The organism is Streptomyces sp. NPDC017056 (genome assembly GCF_044332485.1).
Classification (GTDB): domain Bacteria; phylum Actinomycetota; class Actinomycetes; order Streptomycetales; family Streptomycetaceae; genus Streptomyces.
Genome location: NZ_JBIRPD010000005.1, coordinates 190044 through 209127 on the forward strand (window position 1 = coordinate 190044; position 19084 = coordinate 209127).

Below are 19084 nucleotides of genomic sequence, written 5' to 3' on the forward strand. Positions count from 1 at the left end.
ACCGCATACCTAAGTCAAAGTTCCCCGCCGGGAGAAGGCAGGGCCTCTGCCGCGTCCGGATACGGCGACGCGCCGTACCGGGCAGCCCGGTACGGCGCGTCGTCGCTCGGTCGGCAGCGCCCGGTGGCGCTCCCGGTCAGGAGCGGTGGTAGGGGTTGGGGACGTGGATGTCGGCGCCCAGCTCGCGGGCGGCGTTGCGGGCGAAGTACGGGTCGCGGAGGAGCTCGCGGCCGATCAGGGCGGCGTCCGCCTGGCCGTCGCCGACGATCTTCTCGGCCTGCCGGGCCTCGGTGATCAGGCCCACCGCGCCGACCGGCAGACCGGTCTCCTTCTTGACCCGCTCGGCGAAGGGCACCTGGTAACCCGGGTCGGCGGCGATCTTGGCGTCGGGGGCGTTGCCGCCGGTGGAGGTGTCCAGGAGGTCCACGCCGTGCGCCTTGAGGTCGGCGGCGAAGCGTACGGTGTCGTCGGCCGTCCAGCCCTCGCGCTCGTCGTCCGCGTTCTCCGACAGCCAGTCGGTCGCCGAGATGCGGAAGAAGACCGGCAGGTCCTCGGGCCACACGGCCCGGACCGCGTCGACGACCTCCAGGGCGAACCGGGTGCGCCCCTCGTACGAGCCGCCGTACTCGTCGGTGCGGCGGTTGGTGAACGGCGAGAGGAACTCGTTGATCAGGTAGCCGTGCGCACCATGGATCTCCGCCACCTGGAAGCCGGCCTCCAGCGCCCGCCGGGCGGTGGCGGCGAACTGCCCGACGATCTTTTGGATCTCGTCGGCCGACAGCTCGGCCGGCGCGGTGGACGCCCCGTCGAACGCGAGCGGGCTCGGCCCCACCGGCTGCCATCCGTACCCTTGGCCGGGGGCGATCGGCGCGCCGCGGTCCACCCACGAGCGCTCGGTCGACGCCTTGCGGCCGGCGTGCGCTATCTGGATGCCCGGGACGCTGCCCTGCGCCTTCAGGAAGTCGGTGATCCGGCGGAACGCGGCGGTCTGCGTGTCGTTCCACAGCCCCAGGTCGTACGGGCTGATGCGCCCCTCGGGGCTCACCGCCGTCGCCTCGGTCAGGATCAGCCCCGTACCGCCGGCGGCGCGCGACGCCAGGTGCTGGAAGTGCCAGTCGTTGGGCGCGCCCTGGTCGGGGCCGTCCGGAGCCGCCGAGTACATGCACATGGGAGCCATCCAGATGCGGTTCGGAATGGTCAGCGACCGAAGGGTGATGGGCTCGAACAGTGCGCTCACGGTTGACTCCCGCTGTCGGGGTTGCTCCTGCTTGACGCTTCATACGATAAACCTCGTAGTACGGCGGTTGTCAAACTACGAAGGGTCTCGTACATGCGTCGGGGCCGGACCCTGGTGGGTCCGGCCCCGCGTATCGAGCTCGGCCTCGGAAGATGGTCGCGCCTCCCCCGTCTGCCGCCGTTCCGGCCGGCTCGCGACGTACCCCCGTACCGCCGCGACCGGCGGCCCGCCCGGGAGCACCGCTCCCGGGCCGACCGGCTCACGATAAGGGGACCGGCTTTCCTCCTTCGAGCGAATTTTGACGGCGCGAGGGGCGGCGCGTACGCGGCGTGGGACCCGGGCGGCGAGCTGTTCGAACCCTCGGACCGTTCGCATCCGGCCCGGCGGGGCGTGCGCAGCTGCAACGTGCCGCCATCTTGAGCACGACCGCGGCGGCAGCCGCACCGGTGGACCACGCACCGGCACCGCCGGAAGCCTTGAAATCAAAGGCACAGGCGGCGTGCGCACGGTGTCGTACACAGGCTCGAACCGCTTGCAGTGTTTCGATCCGCAAAACGGGGAAACACCAGAGCTGAAGCGTTTTGATCTTATTTGCGAACGAGGTGAAGCTGCCATGGGAATCATCGCGTGGGTCCTGATCGGGCTGCTGGCAGGCGCGATCGCGAAGGCACTGATGCCGGGTAAGGACCCCGGCGGATGCCTCGTCACCATGCTCATCGGCATCGTCGGTGGTCTGCTGGGCGGCTGGCTCGGCAAGGTGATCTTCGGTGTGGAGTCGATCAACGGCTTCTTCCACCTCTCGACGTGGATCGCGGCCATCGTCGGCTCGGTGATCGTCCTGGCGATCTACCGCGTGACACTCGGCCGCAATCAGCAGCGCTGAGGTGAGGCCGCCCGGTCGGCGGCAGTGACCGGCCCCCTGCTCGCAGGGGGCCGGTTTTCGTGCGCTGACCTGCGCGGACGGTGGGCCGGAGGGCCGTTGTCAGTGGTCGGGTGCAGACTGGCCAATACCTGAGACAACGGCGTCCCGGAGGTGTTCGAGATGACATCCGGCAAGGCAGACGTAGTACTCGCGGTAGGCACCCGCAAAGGGCTCTTCATCGGCCGGCGGCGGCGCGGCGACTGGGAGCTGCGCGGCCCGCACTTCGCCGCCCAGGCGGTGTACTCGATCGGCATCGACACCCGCGGCCCGGTGCCCCGGCTGCTGGCCGGTGCGGACAGCGCGCACTGGGGGCCCTCGGTCTTCCATTCCGACGACCTCGGCGAGACCTGGCAGGAGCCGGCCAGGCCGGCGGTGAAGTACCCGCCGTACACCGGGACTTCGCTGGAGCGGGTGTGGCAGCTCCACCCGGCCGGCCCGGCCGCGCCCGGCGTGGTCTACGCCGGTACGGAGCCCGGCGGGCTGTTCCGCTCCGAGGACGGGGGCGAGACGTTCGAGCTCGTGCGCCCGCTGTGGGACCACCCGTCCAGGGAGCGGTGGGAGCCGGGCGGCGGCGGCCTGGCGGTGCACACGGTGATCACGGACCCGCGGGACGCGGACGCGGTGACGGTCGCGGTGTCCGCCGCCGGCGTGTTCCGTACGAGGGACGGCGGCGCGACCTGGGCCCCGTCGAACAGCGGCGTGAAGGCCGTGTTCCTGCCGGACCCGGACCCCGAGTTCGGGCAGTGCGTGCACAAGATCGCACAGGACCCGGTGGACCGGGACCGGCTCTATCTCCAGAACCACTGGGGCGTTTACCGGAGCGACGACGCGGGCGCGCGGTGGACGGACATCGGCGGCGGGCTGCCCTCCGACTTCGGGTTCGCCACGGCCGCGCACCCCCGCCGGGCCGGCGTCGCGTACGTCTTTCCCATCACCGCCGACATGGACCGGGTCCCGGCGGACCACCGGTGCCGGGTGTACCGCACCGGCGACGCGGGGGCGAGCTGGGAGGCGCTGAGCGACGGCCTGCCGCGGGAGGACCACTACGGCACGGTGCTCAGGGACGCGCTGTGCGTCGACGACTCCGACCCGGCGGGCGTCTATTTCGGCAACCGCAACGGGGAGCTGTTCGCCAGCGCGGACGACGGCGACAGCTGGCGGCAACTGGCCTCGCACCTCCCGGATGTGCTGTGCGTACGGGCAGCCGCCGTTGGGTGAGCGATCGTATGGGGACGGGAGAAGGGCCGGGCGGGCGGCCGGATCGGGCGTGGGGTCGGGCGTGGGGTCGGGCCATCGGTTGAAGAGGATCGCCTTGCGGCCAGTAGGGTGACGGCGTGGCTGCACGACCTCTTCATGAAATCGTCGAACCTGGCTGGGCCAAGGCACTTGAGCCGGTCGCCGGACAGATCGCCTCGATGGGCGAGTTCCTGCGGGCGGAGATCGCCGCGGGGCGCACGTACTTGCCGGCGGGCGGCAATGTGCTGCGGGCCTTCCAACAGCCCTTCGACGACGTCCGGGTGCTCATCGTCGGACAGGACCCGTATCCGACCCCGGGGCACGCGGTGGGGCTGAGCTTCTCCGTCGCGCCGGACGTCCGCCCGCTGCCCGGGAGCCTGGAGAACATCTTCCGCGAGATGTCCTCGGACCTGGGGCTGCCGCGGCCGTCCAACGGTGACCTCACGCCGTGGACGCAGCAGGGTGTGCTGTTGCTCAACAGGGCGCTGACGACGGCGCCGCGCAAACCGGCGGCGCACCGGGGCAAGGGCTGGGAGGTGGTCACCGAACAGGCCATCAGGGCGCTGGTGGCGCGCGGCCGCCCGCTGGTCTCGGTGCTGTGGGGCCGCGACGCGCGCAATCTTCGGCCCCTGCTCGGCGACCTGCCCGCGGTGGAGTCCTCGCACCCCTCCCCCATGTCGGCGGACCGGGGCTTCTTCGGCTCGCGTCCGTTCAGCAGGACCAACGACCTGTTGGCGCGGCAGGGCGCGGAGCCGGTGGACTGGAGACTGCCCTGAGCGTGCGGGATAGTGTTCCCGCATGACGAACGCGAACATCCCTGCGGGTTGGTACGCCGACCCGCAGGGCACGCCCGACCAGCTGCGCTGGTGGGACGGCTCCCGGTGGACCGAGCACACACACCCCGGCCGGCAGGCGCAGGGACAGGAGCAGGCCCAGGCAGCTCGGCAGGCGGTCGGGCAGCAGGTTCCCGGCCGGCAGCAGGGTCTCGGCCAGGGGTACGCGCCCCAGCAGCAGGGCGCCGGACAGCCGATGCCGCAGCAGCAGGGCATGGGGCAGCCGATGCCGCAGCAGCAGTACGCGCCGCAGGCCGGTCAGCAGGTTCCCGTCGGCGTCGGCCAGCAGATGCCCGGCAGCCAGGCAGGGTACGGGCAGCCGGGTGGCGACCCGGGCAAGGTGCAGTACCAGGTGCAGCAGCAGGCCGGCGTCGCGCCGACCGCGCAGGGCGGCGGGTCCCTGTTCACCGAGCCGGTCCTGGTGGTGAACCAGAAGGCCAAGCTCATCGAGGTCTCGAACGAGTACAGCGTGTTCGACCAGCACGGCAACACCCTCGGCACGGTCGTGCAGGTCGGCCAGAGCACCGCCAAGAAGGTGCTGCGGATCGTCTCCAGCCTCGACCAGTACATGACCCACCGGCTGGAGATCCGGGACGCGTACGGACAGCCGCAGCTGGTCCTGACCCGTCCGGCGAAGTTCATCAAGTCGAAGGTGTTGGTGGAGCGGCCCGACGGGCAGCCGATCGGCGAGATCGTGCAGCAGAACGCCATCGGCAAAATCAACTTCGCGATGATGGCGGGCGGGCAGCAGGTCGGCGCCATCAGGGCGGAGAACTGGCGGGCCTGGAACTTCGCGATCGTCGACCACGCCGACACCGAGGTCGCCCGGATCACCAAGACCTGGGAGGGCCTGGCCAAGACGATGTTCACCACCGCGGACAACTACGTGCTGCAGATCCACTGCCAACTGCCCGAGCCGCTGCGGAGCCTGGTCGTCGCCACCGCGCTGACCGTGGACACCGCGCTCAAACAGGACGCCCGTGGGTTCGGCTGAGCCGGCGGGCAGCGCGCCGCACCCGGCACCCGGCCACGTCCTGGGGGTGGACTCGGGCGGTTCGGGCCTGCGGATCGCCGTCGCCCGCGCGGACGAGCACGACGCGCGGCCGCTCGCCGCGTACGCCTCCCAGGAGCCCATCGGCACCGGACCGAACGGCATGGACGCCCATCAGCTGCTCAAACAGCTGGTGCCCGCCGCCCAGGACCTGATGCGGGACACCGGCGCGCGGCGCTTCGACGCGGTGTGCGTCGGCGCCTCGGGCATGGCCACGCTCGGTACGGAGCTGCGCGCCGAGCTGCCCTCGGCGCTGGCCGAGGCGTTCGGTGTACGGCGTCTCGCGCTGGCCGCGGATGCCGTGACCGCGTACGCCGGGGCCCTCGGGCAGGCGCCGGGCGCGGTGGTGGCCGCCGGTACGGGGGTCATCGCGACGGGTACGGACCTCACCCCGGAGGGTGGCTGGCGGCGCGCCGACGGCTGGGGCCACCTGCTGGGCGACTGCGGCAGCGGCGCCTGGATCGGCCGGGCCGGGCTGGAGGCCGCGCTGCGCGCCCACGACGGGCGGCCGGGCGGCTCGGACGGGCTGCTGGACCGTATGGAGGCGGTGTTCGGTCCGGCGGCCGAGCTGCCCGGCGCGCTGTACCCGCGCGCCGACCGTACGGCCGTACTGGCGTCCTTCGCGCCCGAGGTGGCCGCCTGCGCCGGGCACGACGCCGTGGCGGCAGCGATCCTTCGGGAGGCCGCGCGGCACCTCGCGGAGTCGGCAGCCGCCGTCTGCCCCGCGGCGCCGGGCAGCGCGGTGGCCTTCACCGGCGGCCTTCTGCGCCTGGGCGAGCCGCTGCTGGCGCCGCTGCGCGCCGCGTTCGCCGAGCTGCTGCCGCAGGCCCGCCGCGTCGAACCTGCGGGAGACCCGCTGGACGGCGCGTTGCGCGTCGCCGCGGCGCTGGCCGCCGACCGGCTGGTGCTGCCGGCCGACGAGAAGTTGTTGCGGGTCACCTGAACCGTCGGCGGCGCGGGCCGCCGCGGAGCACGCGACGCGTGTCTTCGTTTGCCATGCCTGCGACACCAGTCACGACCGGTCACCGCGCCGCCGCCGACCATCCCCGAACCGACGCATTTCGCGCAGCGAGCGTCGCGGTTCGCTCAGCAGTCGCCACCGGTCGTCCGGCTCCGCCCCACGAGCCTCGGCGGCCCCCTCCCGAACCACCCCATCCACCCTCTGACCTGCTCATACGGCGCGCGGGACAAACCGGCACGTATACCTCCCGACCGAACCCTCCCGCCGCGCGGAGGACCCCCGAGGCATTAGCATGCGACGCCATGAGTTCCCCCACTGGGCCCGCACCCGGCTCGCCCCGCTTTGACGAAGTTTCTCCGAGCCCGGGCGACGCCGCACCCGGCCTGCCTGTACGAATGCCGCGTCCCCGACAGTCCGGTCGGCACCGCCGTCCGGAGCCCGCCGCCGCGCCCGAGGGCGCGCCCGCGCTGGTCCTCGCCGTGCCCGGCGCCCCCACCGCCGCCGCGCGCGGCCTGGCGTCGGAGGTGACCAGCATCGCCCGTTCCGAGCTGCCCGGCCTGAACGCCCGGGTCGGTTACGTGGACGGCGGCGACGCGGAGTTCCCCGCGCTGGAGGCCGTGCTGGCGCAGGCCGCCGGCGAGTACAAGGCCCGTACCGGCGACGGCTCGCAGCCCGAGCCGCAGGGGCCGCCCGCCGTGGTCGTGCCGCTGCTGGCCGGACCGGACAGCGCGCTGCTCCGCCGCATACGCCAGGCGATCATGAACAGCGGTTCGGCCGCCGAGCTGACCGACGTCCTCGGCCCGCACCCGCTGCTCGCCGAGGCCCTGCACGTGCGCCTCTCCGAGGCCGGGCTCGCCCGCGCCGACCGGGCGCGCCTGTTCACGGTCACGACGGCCGCTGACGGCATCATCCTCGCCACCGTCGGCGGCGAGGAAGCGGTGCAGGCCGCCGGGATCACCGGCATGCTGCTCTCCGCCCGCCTGGCGGTGCCGGTGCTGGCCGCCGCGCTGGACGAGGAGGGCGCGATCGCCCGCACCGCCGAGCAGCTGCGCTCCTCGGGCTCGCAGCACCTGGCCCTGGCCCCGTACCTGATCGGTCCCGAGATCGCCGACGGCCTGGTGGGGGCGGCGGCAGCGGAAGCGGGCTGCTCGGCGGCGGAGCCCCTGGGCGCCTACGGCACGGTCGGCCGCCTCGTGCTGTCGAACTACGCGGCGGCGCTGGGCATCACGCTGCAGTCGGCGGGACAGGGCGCGCCGGTGCGGTGACCCCCGAGGGGCGGCTGCCGACCGCCGCCCGCTCGCGGGTGGTCACGGACCTCTGACACGTCACGATCGCAAAAGGGCCGCTTCCCGTACGGGGAGCGGCCCTTCGGGCTCACGGTAGTACGCGCACGTCAGGCGAAGACCACGCAGGAGGCGGCCGGAACGTCGGCCGAGCCGCCCGGCTCCGGCACTCCGGTGCGGGGGTCGACGGTGAACCAGGCCACGTTCCCCGAGCGCTCGTTGGCCGCGTAGAGGTGCCGCCCTCCGGGGTGCAGCGCCAGGTCACGGGGCCAGTGGCCCCCGCACGGCACGGTGGTGACCAGGGAGACCCCGTCCCCCGACGCGTCGGTGGCGAGGACCGAGATGCTGTCGTGGCCCCGGTTGGCGGCCCAGGCGAAGCGGCCGTCGGGCGAGACGACCAGTTCGGAGGGGTAGTTCTCGGCGGTGACCGCCGGGGGGAGGATCGCCGTCTCCGTCAGCGGGGTGAGGGTGCCGGTGGCGGCGTCCCACCGGCAGGGAGTGACCGTCGAGGCCAGCTCGTTGACGACGTACGCGTGGTCGCCGCGCGGGTGGAAAGCCAGATGCCGGGGCCCGCTGCCCGCACGCAGCCGTACCTCGTCGCGTACGGTCAGCTTCCCGCCCGCCGGAGCGAGTTCGCAGACGCGTACGGAATCGGTGCCCAGGTCGACGCTGAGCAGCCAGCGGCCGGTGGGGTCGGGCAGGACGGCGTGCGCGTGCGGACCCTCCTGGCGGTCGGGGTTCGGGCCGCCGCCCTCGTGCCGCAGCACGGCGGCCGGCTCCGCGAGGGCGCCGTCGGGCCGCACGGGCAGCGCGGTGACGCTGCCGGAGCTGTAGTTGGCCGTCAACAGGTGCCCCGCCCAGAGGGCGAGGTGCGTGGGGTCGGCGCCCTGCACCGGCACGGGGCCGGCGAGCAGCACCGGTCCGCTCTCCGTGAGCGCGAAGGCGGCGGCCGCGCCGTCGGGCGTCTCGCTCACCGCGTACAGGTGGCGGCCGTCCGGCGCCGGGGCGAGGTAGGAGGGGTTGCGGACCGCGTCCGTGGCGTGCAGCGGGGTCAGCGCGCCCGTCTCCGCGTCGACCGCCGCCGTGACGACGCCATGCCCGCCCGCCGACGTGAACGACCCGATGTACGCCCGCTGCCCGCCGTCTGCCGTACCCGTCGGCTCACTCATCGGCGCTGTGCCTGCCCTTCGTCCGCCCTGCGCGTCGCATGGAGATGTACGCGCCGACGCTAACAGCCCACCGGGCGCACCGGTCCGGCCGATGGGCGGCCCGGCGGAAATGCGACAGTGTCCCTGCCTTCCGCACCGTCTCCAGCACCGTCTTCAGCACCCGCCGAACTCGCCGAGTCCCCGAATCCCCTTCCGACGGGCAGGCGGGACTGATGCTGACCGCGCCGGCCTGCTCGCCGCCACGGCCCCGGCCTACGGGGAGTGCCGGTCTCCCGCGTGCTGGTCGGTATCGCCATCGGCGGGTTCTGGTCCTGGCGGGCGGGCGCGTGGGACGGTGCCCGCGTGCCGCCTTCGGGACCGCCGCGGCGCTCCTGGCCGGCGCCACTCTGCTGCTGCCGGTGCTGGGCCGGTGGGCGGCCGGGGCGGCGGCCCTGGTGCTCGCGGGCGCCACCGTGTTGTTCGCGGTGGCGTCCGCGTGGGTCCACTACGTGAGACGGCCAGGCTGATCGCCGCCACTCTGCGCGGGCGGCGGCCCGGCCTCAGGCGTCGGCCAGCGGTGCCCGCGGAGAGCTGCGGAGCGGTGCGGCCAGCTCGGCCAGGGCCCGTTCCAGGCCGTGCAGGTGGGCGAGCGCGGGCTCCAGGGCGGGCGGGTGCGGAGCGAAGGCCGTGGCGGCCCCCGTCTCGCGGGGCTGCCGCGGCGCGGTGAGCGCCTCGACGGCGGCTTCCACGCGCTGGCAGGCGGCGGTGAGGCGGGCGTCGTGCGACGCCTCCGGGTCGGCGGCGATGGAGGCCAGGCCGCGCACCTCGCGGGCGCAGTCGTCGAGCAGCGCGAGCACCTGCCGCGCCCGGCCCTTGCGGGCCCGCATCGGCGCCAGCGGGTGCACCAGGGGGGACAGCGAGAGCCGTACCCGGCGGAGCAGGACCTCCAGCTCGGCGACGAGCGGGGCCGGATCGGCGCTCTCGCGGCCCGCGATGCGCGCTGCGGCCTCGGAGGTGCAGTGGTGCACGCAGCGCAGGGCGCGCTGGATCCAGGCGTCGGTCGTGGCGTGGGTGGTGACCGGCAGCACCAGGAGCACGGCCAGTACCGCGCTGAGCGCGCCGACGCCGGTCTCCGCGAGACGCAGCGCGAGCAGGGCGGGGTCCAGGACGCCCAGCAGCCCGTACAGCAGCCCGACCATCAGGGTCACCGCGAGCATGTTCCAGGTGTACGAGACCGGGGACGCGTAGAAGATCGAGAAGACGCAGACGGCGATGAGGGCGGCGGTGGGCGCCACGGCGCCGTCCAGCGGTACGGCGACGAGCAGGCCGGCGGGGATGCCGAGGAGCGTGCCGGCCATCCGGCGGAAGCCGCGGACCACGGTCTCGCCGCGCGAGGCGGTGTTGACGAAGATCCACCAGGTGGCGCCGACGGCCCAGTACCAGCGCTCGTGGGAGATCACCTGGCCCGCCGCCAGGGCGAACGCGCCGGCGGCGGTCGCCTGGACCGCCTGGCGGGTCGTCGAACGGGCGAAGCCCTTGCCGCTCGGCAGGGCGGGGAGGGCGGCCGGCGGCATCCGGCGCTCGTAGCACCACACCCCGAAGCGGACGACCGAGCAGGCCACCAGGGACAGCGCGGTGGCGGCGTACAGCTCGGGGAGCTGCTCGGGCACCGTGCGCAGGAACTGGGCCTCGAAGAACGACATGAACGCGAAGATGCCGAGGGCGTTGCCGCGCGGCCCCCACCGGCGGGCGTAGACGCCCACGCCGACCATGGCGAGGAAGGCGGTGTCCCGTACGAGCGGGTGGTCGTGCAGCACCGCCGCGGCGGCGAGTACCGGGAAGCCGACCGCCGGCAGCAGGGCCGTGGTGACCACCTGGCCCCGGATGGTCGTGTCCGCGACGGTGAAGAGCGCGAGCAGCGCGGCGAGCCCGCCCACCACGGCGCCGATCAGCGAGTGGCCGACGACGCCGCACACGGCCACCGCCAGGCCGACGCCGAGAACGGCCCGGGCGGCGCTGCGCAGCCGCAGCCGTCCCGGATCCGGCGCCACGAACACCCTCTTCAACACGGTTTCCCACCCTTCTGTCCGCCAGCATCAAAAAGGCGCCGCGGAAATCCGCAGCGCCATCGACGGGGCTATGACAACATCAACACTGCTGTTGGCTCAACAGAGCGCGTGAGTGGTGAGCCATTGGTACAGCGAGGGGCGGTGCGGCCGCGCCAGAGGGAGGCCAATGGCCTTCGTCTCACCTTCGTGTCCGCATCGCGGAACGACACCACCGCGTGCACCTTCCACGCATTACTCTCGACGCCATGTCCGCACCCGCACGCCTTCTCTGTCTCGCGCTCTTCGCGAACTCGGCCTGGTGCGTCGACGACGGGCTCTGTCCCCGCTGACGCCTGCCCGCCCGCGCCACCCGGCACGGCCCCGGCACCCGCGACTCCCCTTCCCCGCGCCTTCCCGGGGTGACGTGCGCCTTCGGCACGCCCCCGGCGCACGCACCACCGCTCACCTCACGGAGCCCGCTGTGACCACAGCTCCACCCGATCCGCTGATCGAAACGCCCCGGCCCGCCCCGGTCCTGCTCGCCCCCGCGCCCACCTCCGAGCCCCGGCCCGCGGCTCCCGCGGCGCCGCCGGTGCGCCGTGTGCCGCTCGCCGTCGGCCTGCTGCTCGCCGTCGCGCTGGCGGGTTACGTCTTCGCCTCGTACGGCGCGAAGCCGGGCGTCCTCCTGCTGCTCGGCCTCGGCCTCGGGGTCGCCCTGTTCCACTCGCGTTTCGGGTTCACCTCGGCCTGGCGGCAGTTCGTCGCGGTGGGCAACGGCACCGGGCTGCGCGCCCACGCACTGCTGCTCGGTACGACGGCGACGCTGTTCGCGCTGGTCATCGGCACCGGTACCGGGCTGTTCGGGTCGGTGCCCGCGCCTTCGGGCGGGCCGCTGGGCGTGGGCCTGATCATCGGCTCGTTCGTCTTCGCCGTCGGCATGCAGCTGGGCGGCGCCTGCGCCTCGGGCACGCTGTTCGCGGTGGGCTCGGGCCAGACCTCCATCGTGCTCACGCTGGGCGGCTTCATCGCCGGTTCGACGCTGGCCGCCTGGCAGTTCGACCTGTGGCGGGACCTGCCGGCGTTCGAGCCGGTCGTGTTCGCCGACCACATCGGCTGGTTCGGGTCGTGGGCCGTCACCGTACTGGCGCTGGTCGCCGTCGTGGTCGTCAGCCGTGCGGTCCAGGCGCGCCGCAACCCGCCGCCGACCGGCCCCGTCCCCACGGCGAAGACCCCGGCGGCCCGGATCCTGCGCGGGTCCTGGCCGCTGGCCGCCGGCGCGGTGGTGCTGGCGCTGCTGGGCGGGGGCGTGCTCCTCGTCTCCGGCGGTGCCTGGGGTGTGACCAGCGCGTTCAGCCTGTGGGGCGCGAAGCTGGTGAGCGCCTTGGGCGGGCACCCGGAGACCTGGTCGTACTGGCAGAAGCCCGGCAACGCGCACGCGCTCGCCGGCCCCGTGCTGGCCGACAGGACGAGCCTCACCGACATCGGGATCATGATCGGCGCCGCGGTCGCCGCCGCGCTGGGCGGCACCTGGGCGCTGCACCGGGGCACGCCCTGGCGCACCGCGGTCGCGGCCGTCGTGGGCGGCGTCCTGATGGGCGTCGGCGCCCGGATGGCCGGCGGCTGCAACATCGGCGCCTACCTCGCGGGCATCGCCTCCGGCAGCCTGCACGGCTGGATCTGGGGCGCGACGGCCCTGCTCGGCACCTGGGCCGGACTGAAGCTGCGCCCCGCCTTCCGGCTGGCCAATCCGAAGCCCGGCGACGGTGTCTGCTGACGATGGAGGGCGGGCACCACGGAAACGGGCCGATGGCCCACCCGGCTCCTCCGCAGGTGGGCCATTGGTACGGTCGAGGGGACCTGCGCCGACTCTGAGGAGGCCGTTGGCCCGTGGCCGTGGACACGCTCGACGCGAAGATCCTGCGACTGCTGCTGGAGCAGCCGCGTACCAGCGTGCGGGAGTACGCCCGTATTCTCGGCATCGCCCGGGGCACGGTCCAGGCGCGGCTGGACCGGCTGGAGCGGGACGGGGTGATCACGGCGTACGGGCCGCGCCTGTCCCCCGCCGCGCTCGGCCACCCGGTCCTCGCCTTCGTGCACATCGAGGTCACCCAGGGGCACCTGGAGGACGTCGCCGAGGCGCTGTCCGAGGTGCCGGAGATCATCGAGGCGTTCTCGACGACCGGCGGCGGGGACCTGCTGACGCGGGTGGTCGCGCGGGACGCGGCGCACCTGGAAGACGTGATCCAGCAGCTGATCAAGATCCCGGGCGTGGTCCGGACGCGCACCGAGGTGGCCCTGCGCGAACGGGTGCCGCACCGGATGCTGCCGCTGGTCGAAGCCGTGGGCGGTGCCGCGAAGCCGCGCCGCTGACCTCCTTGGCATGCTGGGGGCCATGAGCACTCCCGCCGGCGCCTCCCCGGCCCCCGCCTGCCGCCTGGCCTCCTCCCCCGCTCCGGTCCTCTTCGACTTGGACGGCACGCTCGTGGACAGCGAGCCGAACTACTACGAAGCGGGGCGCCGGGTGCTCGCCGAACACGGCGTCACCGGCTTCACCTGGGAGCACCACACCCGCTTCATCGGCATCGGCACCCGCGAGACGCTGGAGGTCCTGAAGCGGGAGCACGGCATCGACACGCCCCTCGACGAGCTGCTGGCCCGTATGAACCGCCATTACCTGGAGCTGGCGCAGGCGCACACCGAGGTCTTCCCCGAGATGCGTGCGTTCGTGGAGCTGCTGCACGCGGCCGGGCATCCGCTGGCGGTGGCCTCCGGCTCCTCACGGCCGGCGATAGAGGCGGTGCTCACCGGGACCGGCCTGGAGGCGCGGCTGACCGTGCTCGTGTCCGCCGAGGAGGTCGGGCGCGGCAAGCCGGAGCCCGATGTCTTCCTGGAGGCGGCGCGGCGGCTGGGCGCGGCACCGGACAGGTGCGTGGTGCTGGAGGACGCGCCGCCGGGCGCGGAGGCCGCACGCCGGGCGGGGATGCGGTGCATCGCGATCCCGTACGCGCCGGAGGCGGCCACCGATCCCGCGTTCCGCAGCGCCGGTCTGCTCTTCGCGGGCGGCCGGGGGGAGTTCACGGCGCAGGCCGCGTACCGGTGGCTCAGCGCCGGCGTCTGAACCCGGCCGAGCGCGGCCGAGCGCGGCCGCGAAGAGCAGACCGGCGCTTCCACATCGGACGAAAAAGGGGCCAACACCCCGAATGCCGGGGCCTGGATTGACGTACGCGAGGGGCTCGTGTGTCATGACTTGGCAAAGGACTGGCAACGGGGGTCTCATGAGTCAGGGCACCAACGTCGAGAGCGACGCGCTGCGCGCCTACGCGCGCGCCGCCGAGAGCGCGGCCGACCGGATCGCGAAGATCCGCAGTCGTACGGCCGCGCTGGAGCTGTCGGACGGCACCTTCGGGCAGCTGCCGGAGGCCAACAGCCTCCGCGCCGACTACATGGAGCAGAAGGACCAGTCCGGTACGGACCTGGAGGACAGCGCCGAGATGCTGCGCTCCATCGCCGAAGCCGTGCGCGGGTCCGCGGACAACTACGACGCCAACGAGGACGAGACGGCGAGCGGCTTCGGGGGCAGTGCCTGATGGGCGTCGGCCAGGCAGCGGGCAGCGCCCTCGACCGCGTCAACTACGTACTGGACTGGAGCAATCCCCTCGCGGCCACCCTCGACGAGGTCATCAAGGCGATCCTCAAGCAGTGCGGCGCCGACGACTGGTTCGACTGGGTCACCGGGGACAGCGAACTGCTGGAGAAGACGGCGCAGGAGTGGCGCGACGCGGCCCGCGACCTGCGGGACGTCGTGGCGGACCTGGTCGCCGAGCGCAGGAGCGTCGAGCGGGTGTGGGAGAGCGAGGCCGCCCAGGGCTTCGGCAAGACCATGACCGACTTCGAACAGGCCCTGCTCGGCGAGGCCGACGACATGGACACCGTCGCCGAGCTGCTGGAGATGGCGGGGGCGGCCTGCGCGATCGCCGAGCAGGCGATGATGGATCTCCTCGTCGAGATCGTCGAGGCGCTGATGGTCACCGCCGCGACCACCGCGATCCTGTCGGTGCTGACGGCGGGCGCCGCGGCGGCGATCGGCCCGCTGGCGGGCGCGGCGAACGTGGCGTACCGGGCGGCCAAGGCGACCCGGATCGCGGCGAAGCTGGCCGACAAGCTCGCCGACATCGCCCGCCAGACGCAGGCCCTGGCCAAACTCTCCCGGCTGCGCCGCTACTTGCGCGGACTGGACCGGGCGAAGATCAAGGAGTGGAAGGGCGCGAAGCGGCGGGTCGCGGGGAGCCTCCTGCGCGGTGAGCGGCCCGAGATGACCGACCTCGCCCAGTACATGGCGTGGAAGCAGGGCAAGAAGCTGGCCAAGGGAGTGCTCGGCGTCGACATGGGCGGCGCCGTGACCGGCTCGGCCGTGGAGAACGGCCCCGCGCTCGCGGAAGAGGCCGTCGAGTACGGCACCAGGCCGCCGTCGCAGACCTTCGACGAGCGCATGGGGCAGAATCCCGACCAGGCCGGGAAGTCCGTCCGGGAGGCGTTCGGATGAGCATCGGCGGGGCATTGTGGTCCGGCCTCAAAGCGTGGGTGACACCGCCCGACCGGCACGCGCTGGTACGCGAGGCCAAGGCGCGGGCAGCGGCGCTGCTGCCGCCCGGCGAGACGGTGGTGGACGGCCACACCGTCGAGCCGGGCGAGCGGGTGCCGCACCCCCCGAAGCCGTACCGGGTGGACGCCTTCGGCATCCGGCCCACAGCCGGCGACCGGGTGCTGAACGGCGCGGAGCGCGTCGAACTGGCGCTGGACCGGGTCAATCCCTTCAATGCGGCGCTGGACGCCTGGGACCGGCGGGGCGAGGACCGCAGCGCGCAGTGGCACGGCGGCTGGCAGAGCGCGGCAGGGCGGCTGGCGGCGGCTCTGCGCCCGCGTACTGAGAAGAAGTACCTGTCGGTGCTGCTGCTCACCGGGGTCGGGTTGCACGTGGTGCGCGTACAACTCTCCTCGGACGGCAAGAAGGTGGCCGGCGCCGTCGAGCACGCCTGCGCGGTGGCCCGCCAGGACATCACCTGGCTGCGGGACCGCAAGGACGTACGGCACGGCACGCACGAGATCGGCTTCGCCGACGGCTCGTGGGTGACGGTGTTCCTCCCCCTCGGCGGCTGGGGCACGCTCGTCGAGCAGTTCCCGCGCCGGCTGCGCCACACCGACCCGATGCCCTGAGCGCCCGGCTCCTGGGGGCAGGGGCCGGACCGGATGCGGGCCTCCGCCGCCGGAGCGGAACGCCGCTACGGCGGCGCCACTACTGATGCGCCACTACCGGTGCGCCGTTACGTGTCCGCCGCTACGGGTGCCGCACCTCGACGCGCACCAGCGAGCCGGTCTCCAGCGCCGCCCACATCGCGCCGTCGGGCCCTGGCGCGATGCCGTGCGGTTCGCCGGCGCGGTCCGGGAGGTCGTACGCGTCGATGCGCCCGTCGGTGCTGATCCGGCCGATGCGGCCGGCGCCCCATTCGGTGAACCAGAGGGCGCCGTCCGCGCCCGCGGCGATCGCGTGCGGGCGGCACTCCCGGTCCGGCAGCGGATAGCTGCCGATGGTGCCATCGGTGGTGATGCGGCCGATCTGCCCGGCACCGATCTCCACGAACCACAGGGCGCCGTCGGGCCCCGCCGTGATCCCGACGGGGGCGGCACCGGGCGTCGGCAGGTCGTACAGGACGGTCTCGCCGTCGAGCCCGGTCCGGCCGACCGCGTTGGCCTGGTTGGCGGTGAACCACAGGCCGCCGTCCGGCCCCGCCGTGATCACCGAGGCGAAGGCGCCGCGCACCGGCAGCTCGTACTCGGTGACCGTGCCGTCCGCCGTGATGCGGCCGATGCGGTCGGCGGCGGACTCGGTGAACCAGACCGCGCCGTCCGGCCCCGCGGTGATGCCGATGGGGCCGGCGTCCGCCGTCGGCAGGGTGAAGGACTCCACCGTCGCCCCGGACGCGCTGCCGTCGCTGCCGCTGCCGGGGACGATACGGGCGATGCGGTGCTCCTTGAACTCGGTGCACCACAGCGCGCCGTCGGCACCCGCAGCGATCATGGTCGGCCCGCCGGTGGCGGTGGGCAGCGGGCAGGTGGTGACCTCCCCAGCCGTCGTGACCCGGGCAATGCGCCCCTGGTGCACCAGCGTGCACCACAAGGCCCCGTCCGCCCCGGTGGCCAACGCGTACGGCCCGGCGCCGGGCCCGGACACGGGGAACTCCTGCATGGTCACTTCTGGGCGGGACGACATGCGCCGCATCTTACTGATCACGCCGGATGGCGAACCGCCCGGCCGCCCGGCCGCCCGGCTGCCCGCGGCTCGGCCGACGTCGGCCGAGTACGCGGCCGTGTCCAACTGCGCCTTGCCCGTGCAGGCTTCCGTGCCGGCCTCGACGCCGCTGAGGTAGTCGGTCTTCGCCACCGCGCCGCGACGGACGGCGGAGCGGCGCCGCCGCCCTTGGCGAGCCACACCATGACCTCGTGCTTGGGACGGCTTTGCCAGTCCGTGTCCGGCCTGTCGTAGAGCCAGAGGTCGTAAGCGACGTTGTACGCACCCGCCTTGGTCTCCTTCACCTCGTACGTCCACTTCGCGCGTACCGGAGTCTTCGCGGACAGGCGTACCGGCAGTCCCGTGGCGCCGGATGGATTCGTTCGGCGCGCAGCCGTCCGCCGCGCGGGCGGAATGGGAGGAGGCGTCGAGGCCGAAGAAGGCTCCGCCGCCGATGGCGGCGGCGAGCGTCGCGGCGAGGAAGCGCTTGCGGGACGAGCAGTGACCGGCCAGGTGCTGCCATGGGACGGCCTTTCCGGTCGGGGTCGGTGCTTCCTCGTTGCCGCCGGGCCGGAAAGGGTTGCTCCGGCCGCCCCTCAGGCACGGCGCCCCGGCTGCGGCGGAATTCGGTGGCGGGCGGCGGCAACCTTTCGCCCGGCGGCGGCAACTGGGGGCTGACAGAGTGTCCCCGACCAAGGAAGCCCGCGCCGTGCTCAGCCTTCCCGGCCTTTCCGCCCGCCCCGGTCACCGGCCGCAACCACCGCGAACCGAAGGGTTGGCATGATCCCGTCCGCCCCTTCGCTCGGCATGAGCACCGCACGCGACACCACCGGCGCCGCCACCGGTACCGACGCCGCGTCCGCGGAGTTTCACGCCTTCTTCGAGCGCCACCACGCCGAACTGGCCCGCCTGGCCCACCTGCTCACGGGCGAGGCGGACGCCGCCGACGACCTCGCGGCGGACGCGCTGCTCGCCCTGTGGCACCGGTGGGACCGGGTGCGCGGCGCGGAACACCCGGTGGCCTACGCCCGCGGGGTGGTCGCCAACATGGCCCGCGGCCGTATCCGCAGCACCGTGCGCGAACGGCGCCGTGTCGCCCTGTTCTGGTCACAGCGCGCCGAGCGGTCCGAAGGCCCCGACGTGGCCGCGGTCGTGGACGTCCGCCAGGCACTGGAACGGCTGCCCTTCCGCAAGCGTGCGTGCGTCGTCCTGCGGCACGCGTTCGACCTGTCGGAGCGGGACACCGCCCTCGCCCTGGGCGTCTCCGTCGGTACGGTGAAGAGCCAGACCTCCCGGGGCATGGCGGAGCTCCAGCGGCACCTGGGCGAGGGAGCCGCGGACGACCTCGCCGGGAGGAGGCACTGATGGCGGACGAGAACCTGCGCGGGGAACTGCGCGCGGCGGCACGGGCACACCGGCCGGACCGTACCCGGATGCTGGCGCGGGTGGAGCGCGGCATGGCGGGCGGCGCCGAGGCCCGTGCGGGCAGGCGCCGCGGCCCGGCACCGGCCCGCTCGTGGCCGCGCGTCGCCCTCGCGACCGCCGCGACGATGGGCGCGCTGGTCGCCGGGGGGTACGCGGTGGCGTCGATCGCCGAAGCCCCCGGCCCGCCGGGGAAGGTGACCACCCGTCCGCTGCCGCCCGCCGGGCCGCCTCCCGGGGACGCGTCCCGCGGCGCACCCCGTACGGAGGACGGCCCGCTGTGGTCGGACGGCTCCATCGACCCGCACAGCAACATCTACTGGGCGCAGAGCAACGTCACCCTCAAGACCGGACGCCCGCTGACCGCGCTCACCGTGGAGCTGCGGGTCGCCCAGACCGGCGGCGTGGCGGACACGGGCCACTGGAGCACCCGGCCCGAGTCCGACTTCACGGTGACCGTGGGCGAACGTGACGGCGTGCTCGTCTACCGGTGGACGCTCAAGCCGGGGCGCACCGTGCCCGCTGGGCAGCACGTCTTCGCCGGGCAGTACAACCACGCGGAGGGCGGCCGGGACGCCAAGGACGACTCGTACGCGGCGTCGGCCGGGTCGGCAGGCGGTGGACTGCACGTACGGGGGGCCTTCTGACAGGAGACTG

19 protein-coding genes are annotated in these 19084 nt (G+C 73.8%); 15 read left to right on the forward strand and 4 right to left on the reverse strand.

The window, feature by feature from the left end; genetic code table 11:
• Positions 1-136: 136 nt before the first annotated feature.
• Positions 137-1237 (reverse strand): NADH:flavin oxidoreductase/NADH oxidase, encoded by a 1101-nt coding sequence (locus ACH4OW_RS11615; RefSeq protein ID WP_398026929.1) that lies wholly within the window; start codon positions 1235-1237, stop codon positions 137-139.
• 613 nt (positions 1238-1850) lie between these two features.
• Here ACH4OW_RS11615 and ACH4OW_RS11620 point away from each other — a divergent pair.
• The 6 genes from ACH4OW_RS11620 (at position 1851) to ACH4OW_RS11645 (ending at position 7505) form a co-directional block, all read left to right on the forward strand.
• Entirely contained in the window at positions 1851-2120 is a 270-nt protein-coding gene (locus tag ACH4OW_RS11620) for a GlsB/YeaQ/YmgE family stress response membrane protein (protein WP_360128663.1), read from the forward strand.
• Positions 2121-2279: 159 nt separating this feature from the next.
• Complete coding sequence (locus ACH4OW_RS11625; RefSeq protein WP_398026931.1) at positions 2280-3377, forward strand: WD40/YVTN/BNR-like repeat-containing protein; 1098 nt, start codon at positions 2280-2282, stop codon at positions 3375-3377.
• 116 nt (positions 3378-3493) lie between these two features.
• Entirely contained in the window at positions 3494-4171 is a 678-nt protein-coding gene (locus tag ACH4OW_RS11630) for a uracil-DNA glycosylase (RefSeq protein WP_360128657.1), read from the forward strand.
• Between the two features lie 22 nt (positions 4172-4193).
• A complete protein-coding gene (locus ACH4OW_RS11635; RefSeq protein ID WP_398026933.1) occupies positions 4194-5222 on the forward strand; it encodes a phospholipid scramblase-related protein in 1029 nt (342 codons plus the stop codon).
• Complete coding sequence (locus tag ACH4OW_RS11640) at positions 5209-6222, forward strand: BadF/BadG/BcrA/BcrD ATPase family protein (RefSeq protein WP_360128651.1); 1014 nt, start codon at positions 5209-5211, stop codon at positions 6220-6222. Before ACH4OW_RS11635 ends, ACH4OW_RS11640 begins: the two co-directional genes overlap by 14 nt.
• Positions 6223-6542: 320 nt before the next feature.
• A complete protein-coding gene (locus ACH4OW_RS11645) occupies positions 6543-7505 on the forward strand; it encodes a sirohydrochlorin chelatase (protein WP_398026936.1) in 963 nt (320 codons plus the stop codon).
• A 128-nt stretch (positions 7506-7633) separates the two neighbouring features.
• Here ACH4OW_RS11645 and ACH4OW_RS11650 read toward each other — a convergent pair whose 3' ends face one another.
• Complete coding sequence (locus ACH4OW_RS11650) at positions 7634-8692, reverse strand: lactonase family protein (protein WP_398026938.1); 1059 nt, start codon at positions 8690-8692, stop codon at positions 7634-7636.
• 326 nt (positions 8693-9018) lie between these two features.
• Here ACH4OW_RS11650 and ACH4OW_RS11655 point away from each other — a divergent pair, with 326 nt between their 5' ends.
• Positions 9019-9198: a hypothetical protein gene (locus tag ACH4OW_RS11655; protein ID WP_398026940.1), complete on the forward strand. Its 180-nt coding sequence runs from the start codon at positions 9019-9021 to the stop codon at positions 9196-9198.
• A gap of 33 nt (positions 9199-9231) precedes the next feature.
• Here the strand turns inward: ACH4OW_RS11655 and ACH4OW_RS11660 are convergent, their stop codons facing one another.
• The gene (locus ACH4OW_RS11660; RefSeq protein WP_360128639.1) at positions 9232-10740 is read right to left on the reverse strand and encodes an FUSC family protein; all 1509 of its coding nucleotides are present in this window, start codon (positions 10738-10740) and stop codon (positions 9232-9234) included.
• A gap of 460 nt (positions 10741-11200) precedes the next feature.
• On the opposite strand from ACH4OW_RS11660, the gene ACH4OW_RS11665 reads away from it, so the two are divergent.
• The 6 genes from ACH4OW_RS11665 to ACH4OW_RS11690 all read left to right on the forward strand — a co-directional run bounded on the left by ACH4OW_RS11665 (position 11201) and on the right by ACH4OW_RS11690 (position 15933).
• On the forward strand, positions 11201-12493 hold the full coding sequence (locus ACH4OW_RS11665; RefSeq protein WP_398026941.1) for a YeeE/YedE family protein: 1293 nt from the start codon (positions 11201-11203) through the stop codon (positions 12491-12493).
• A 113-nt stretch (positions 12494-12606) separates the two neighbouring features.
• Entirely contained in the window at positions 12607-13089 is a 483-nt protein-coding gene (locus ACH4OW_RS11670; RefSeq protein WP_360128633.1) for an Lrp/AsnC family transcriptional regulator, read from the forward strand.
• 22 nt (positions 13090-13111) lie between these two features.
• Positions 13112-13837 (forward strand): HAD family hydrolase, encoded by a 726-nt coding sequence (locus ACH4OW_RS11675; protein WP_398026943.1) that lies wholly within the window; start codon positions 13112-13114, stop codon positions 13835-13837.
• 157 nt (positions 13838-13994) lie between these two features.
• Complete coding sequence (locus ACH4OW_RS11680; RefSeq protein WP_398026945.1) at positions 13995-14306, forward strand: hypothetical protein; 312 nt, start codon at positions 13995-13997, stop codon at positions 14304-14306.
• Positions 14306-15262: a WXG100 family type VII secretion target gene (locus ACH4OW_RS11685; protein ID WP_398026947.1), complete on the forward strand. Its 957-nt coding sequence runs from the start codon at positions 14306-14308 to the stop codon at positions 15260-15262. The genes ACH4OW_RS11680 and ACH4OW_RS11685 overlap by 1 nt, the downstream gene beginning before the upstream one ends.
• Positions 15259-15933, forward strand: a complete 675-nt coding sequence (locus ACH4OW_RS11690; RefSeq protein ID WP_398026949.1) for a hypothetical protein — start codon at positions 15259-15261, stop codon at positions 15931-15933. The genes ACH4OW_RS11685 and ACH4OW_RS11690 overlap by 4 nt, the downstream gene beginning before the upstream one ends.
• A 121-nt stretch (positions 15934-16054) precedes the next feature.
• Here the strand turns inward: ACH4OW_RS11690 and ACH4OW_RS11695 are convergent, their stop codons facing one another.
• Entirely contained in the window at positions 16055-17206 is a 1152-nt protein-coding gene (locus ACH4OW_RS11695; RefSeq protein ID WP_398026951.1) for a virginiamycin B lyase, read from the reverse strand.
• A 606-nt stretch (positions 17207-17812) separates the two neighbouring features.
• On the opposite strand from ACH4OW_RS11695, the gene ACH4OW_RS11700 reads away from it, so the two are divergent.
• Positions 17813-18370, forward strand: coding sequence for a SigE family RNA polymerase sigma factor (locus ACH4OW_RS11700; RefSeq protein ID WP_398026953.1), 558 nt, complete (start codon positions 17813-17815; stop codon positions 18368-18370).
• Positions 18370-19074: a hypothetical protein gene (locus ACH4OW_RS11705; RefSeq protein ID WP_398026955.1), complete on the forward strand. Its 705-nt coding sequence runs from the start codon at positions 18370-18372 to the stop codon at positions 19072-19074. The genes ACH4OW_RS11700 and ACH4OW_RS11705 overlap by 1 nt, the downstream gene beginning before the upstream one ends.
• Positions 19075-19084: the final 10 nt, after the last annotated feature.

Excerpts from the sequence above, each read along its gene's own strand:
- ACH4OW_RS11625 (WP_398026931.1), top strand. The coding sequence starts at position 2,280 with ATGACATCCGGCAAGGCAGACGTAGTACTCGCGGTAGGCACCCGCAAA.
- ACH4OW_RS11700 (WP_398026953.1), top strand. The coding sequence starts at position 17,813 with ATGAGCACCGCACGCGACACCACCGGCGCCGCCACCGGTACCGACGCC.
- ACH4OW_RS11645 (WP_398026936.1), top strand. The coding sequence starts at position 6,543 with ATGAGTTCCCCCACTGGGCCCGCACCCGGCTCGCCCCGCTTTGACGAA.
- ACH4OW_RS11685 (WP_398026947.1), top strand. The coding sequence starts at position 14,306 with ATGGGCGTCGGCCAGGCAGCGGGCAGCGCCCTCGACCGCGTCAACTAC.
- ACH4OW_RS11705 (WP_398026955.1), top strand. The coding sequence starts at position 18,370 with ATGGCGGACGAGAACCTGCGCGGGGAACTGCGCGCGGCGGCACGGGCA.
- ACH4OW_RS11650 (WP_398026938.1), bottom strand. The coding sequence starts at position 8,692 with ATGAGTGAGCCGACGGGTACGGCAGACGGCGGGCAGCGGGCGTACATC.
- ACH4OW_RS11635 (WP_398026933.1), top strand. The coding sequence starts at position 4,194 with ATGACGAACGCGAACATCCCTGCGGGTTGGTACGCCGACCCGCAGGGC.
- ACH4OW_RS11675 (WP_398026943.1), top strand. The coding sequence starts at position 13,112 with ATGAGCACTCCCGCCGGCGCCTCCCCGGCCCCCGCCTGCCGCCTGGCC.
- ACH4OW_RS11620 (WP_360128663.1), top strand. The coding sequence starts at position 1,851 with ATGGGAATCATCGCGTGGGTCCTGATCGGGCTGCTGGCAGGCGCGATC.
- ACH4OW_RS11680 (WP_398026945.1), top strand. The coding sequence starts at position 13,995 with ATGAGTCAGGGCACCAACGTCGAGAGCGACGCGCTGCGCGCCTACGCG.
- ACH4OW_RS11690 (WP_398026949.1), top strand. The coding sequence starts at position 15,259 with ATGAGCATCGGCGGGGCATTGTGGTCCGGCCTCAAAGCGTGGGTGACA.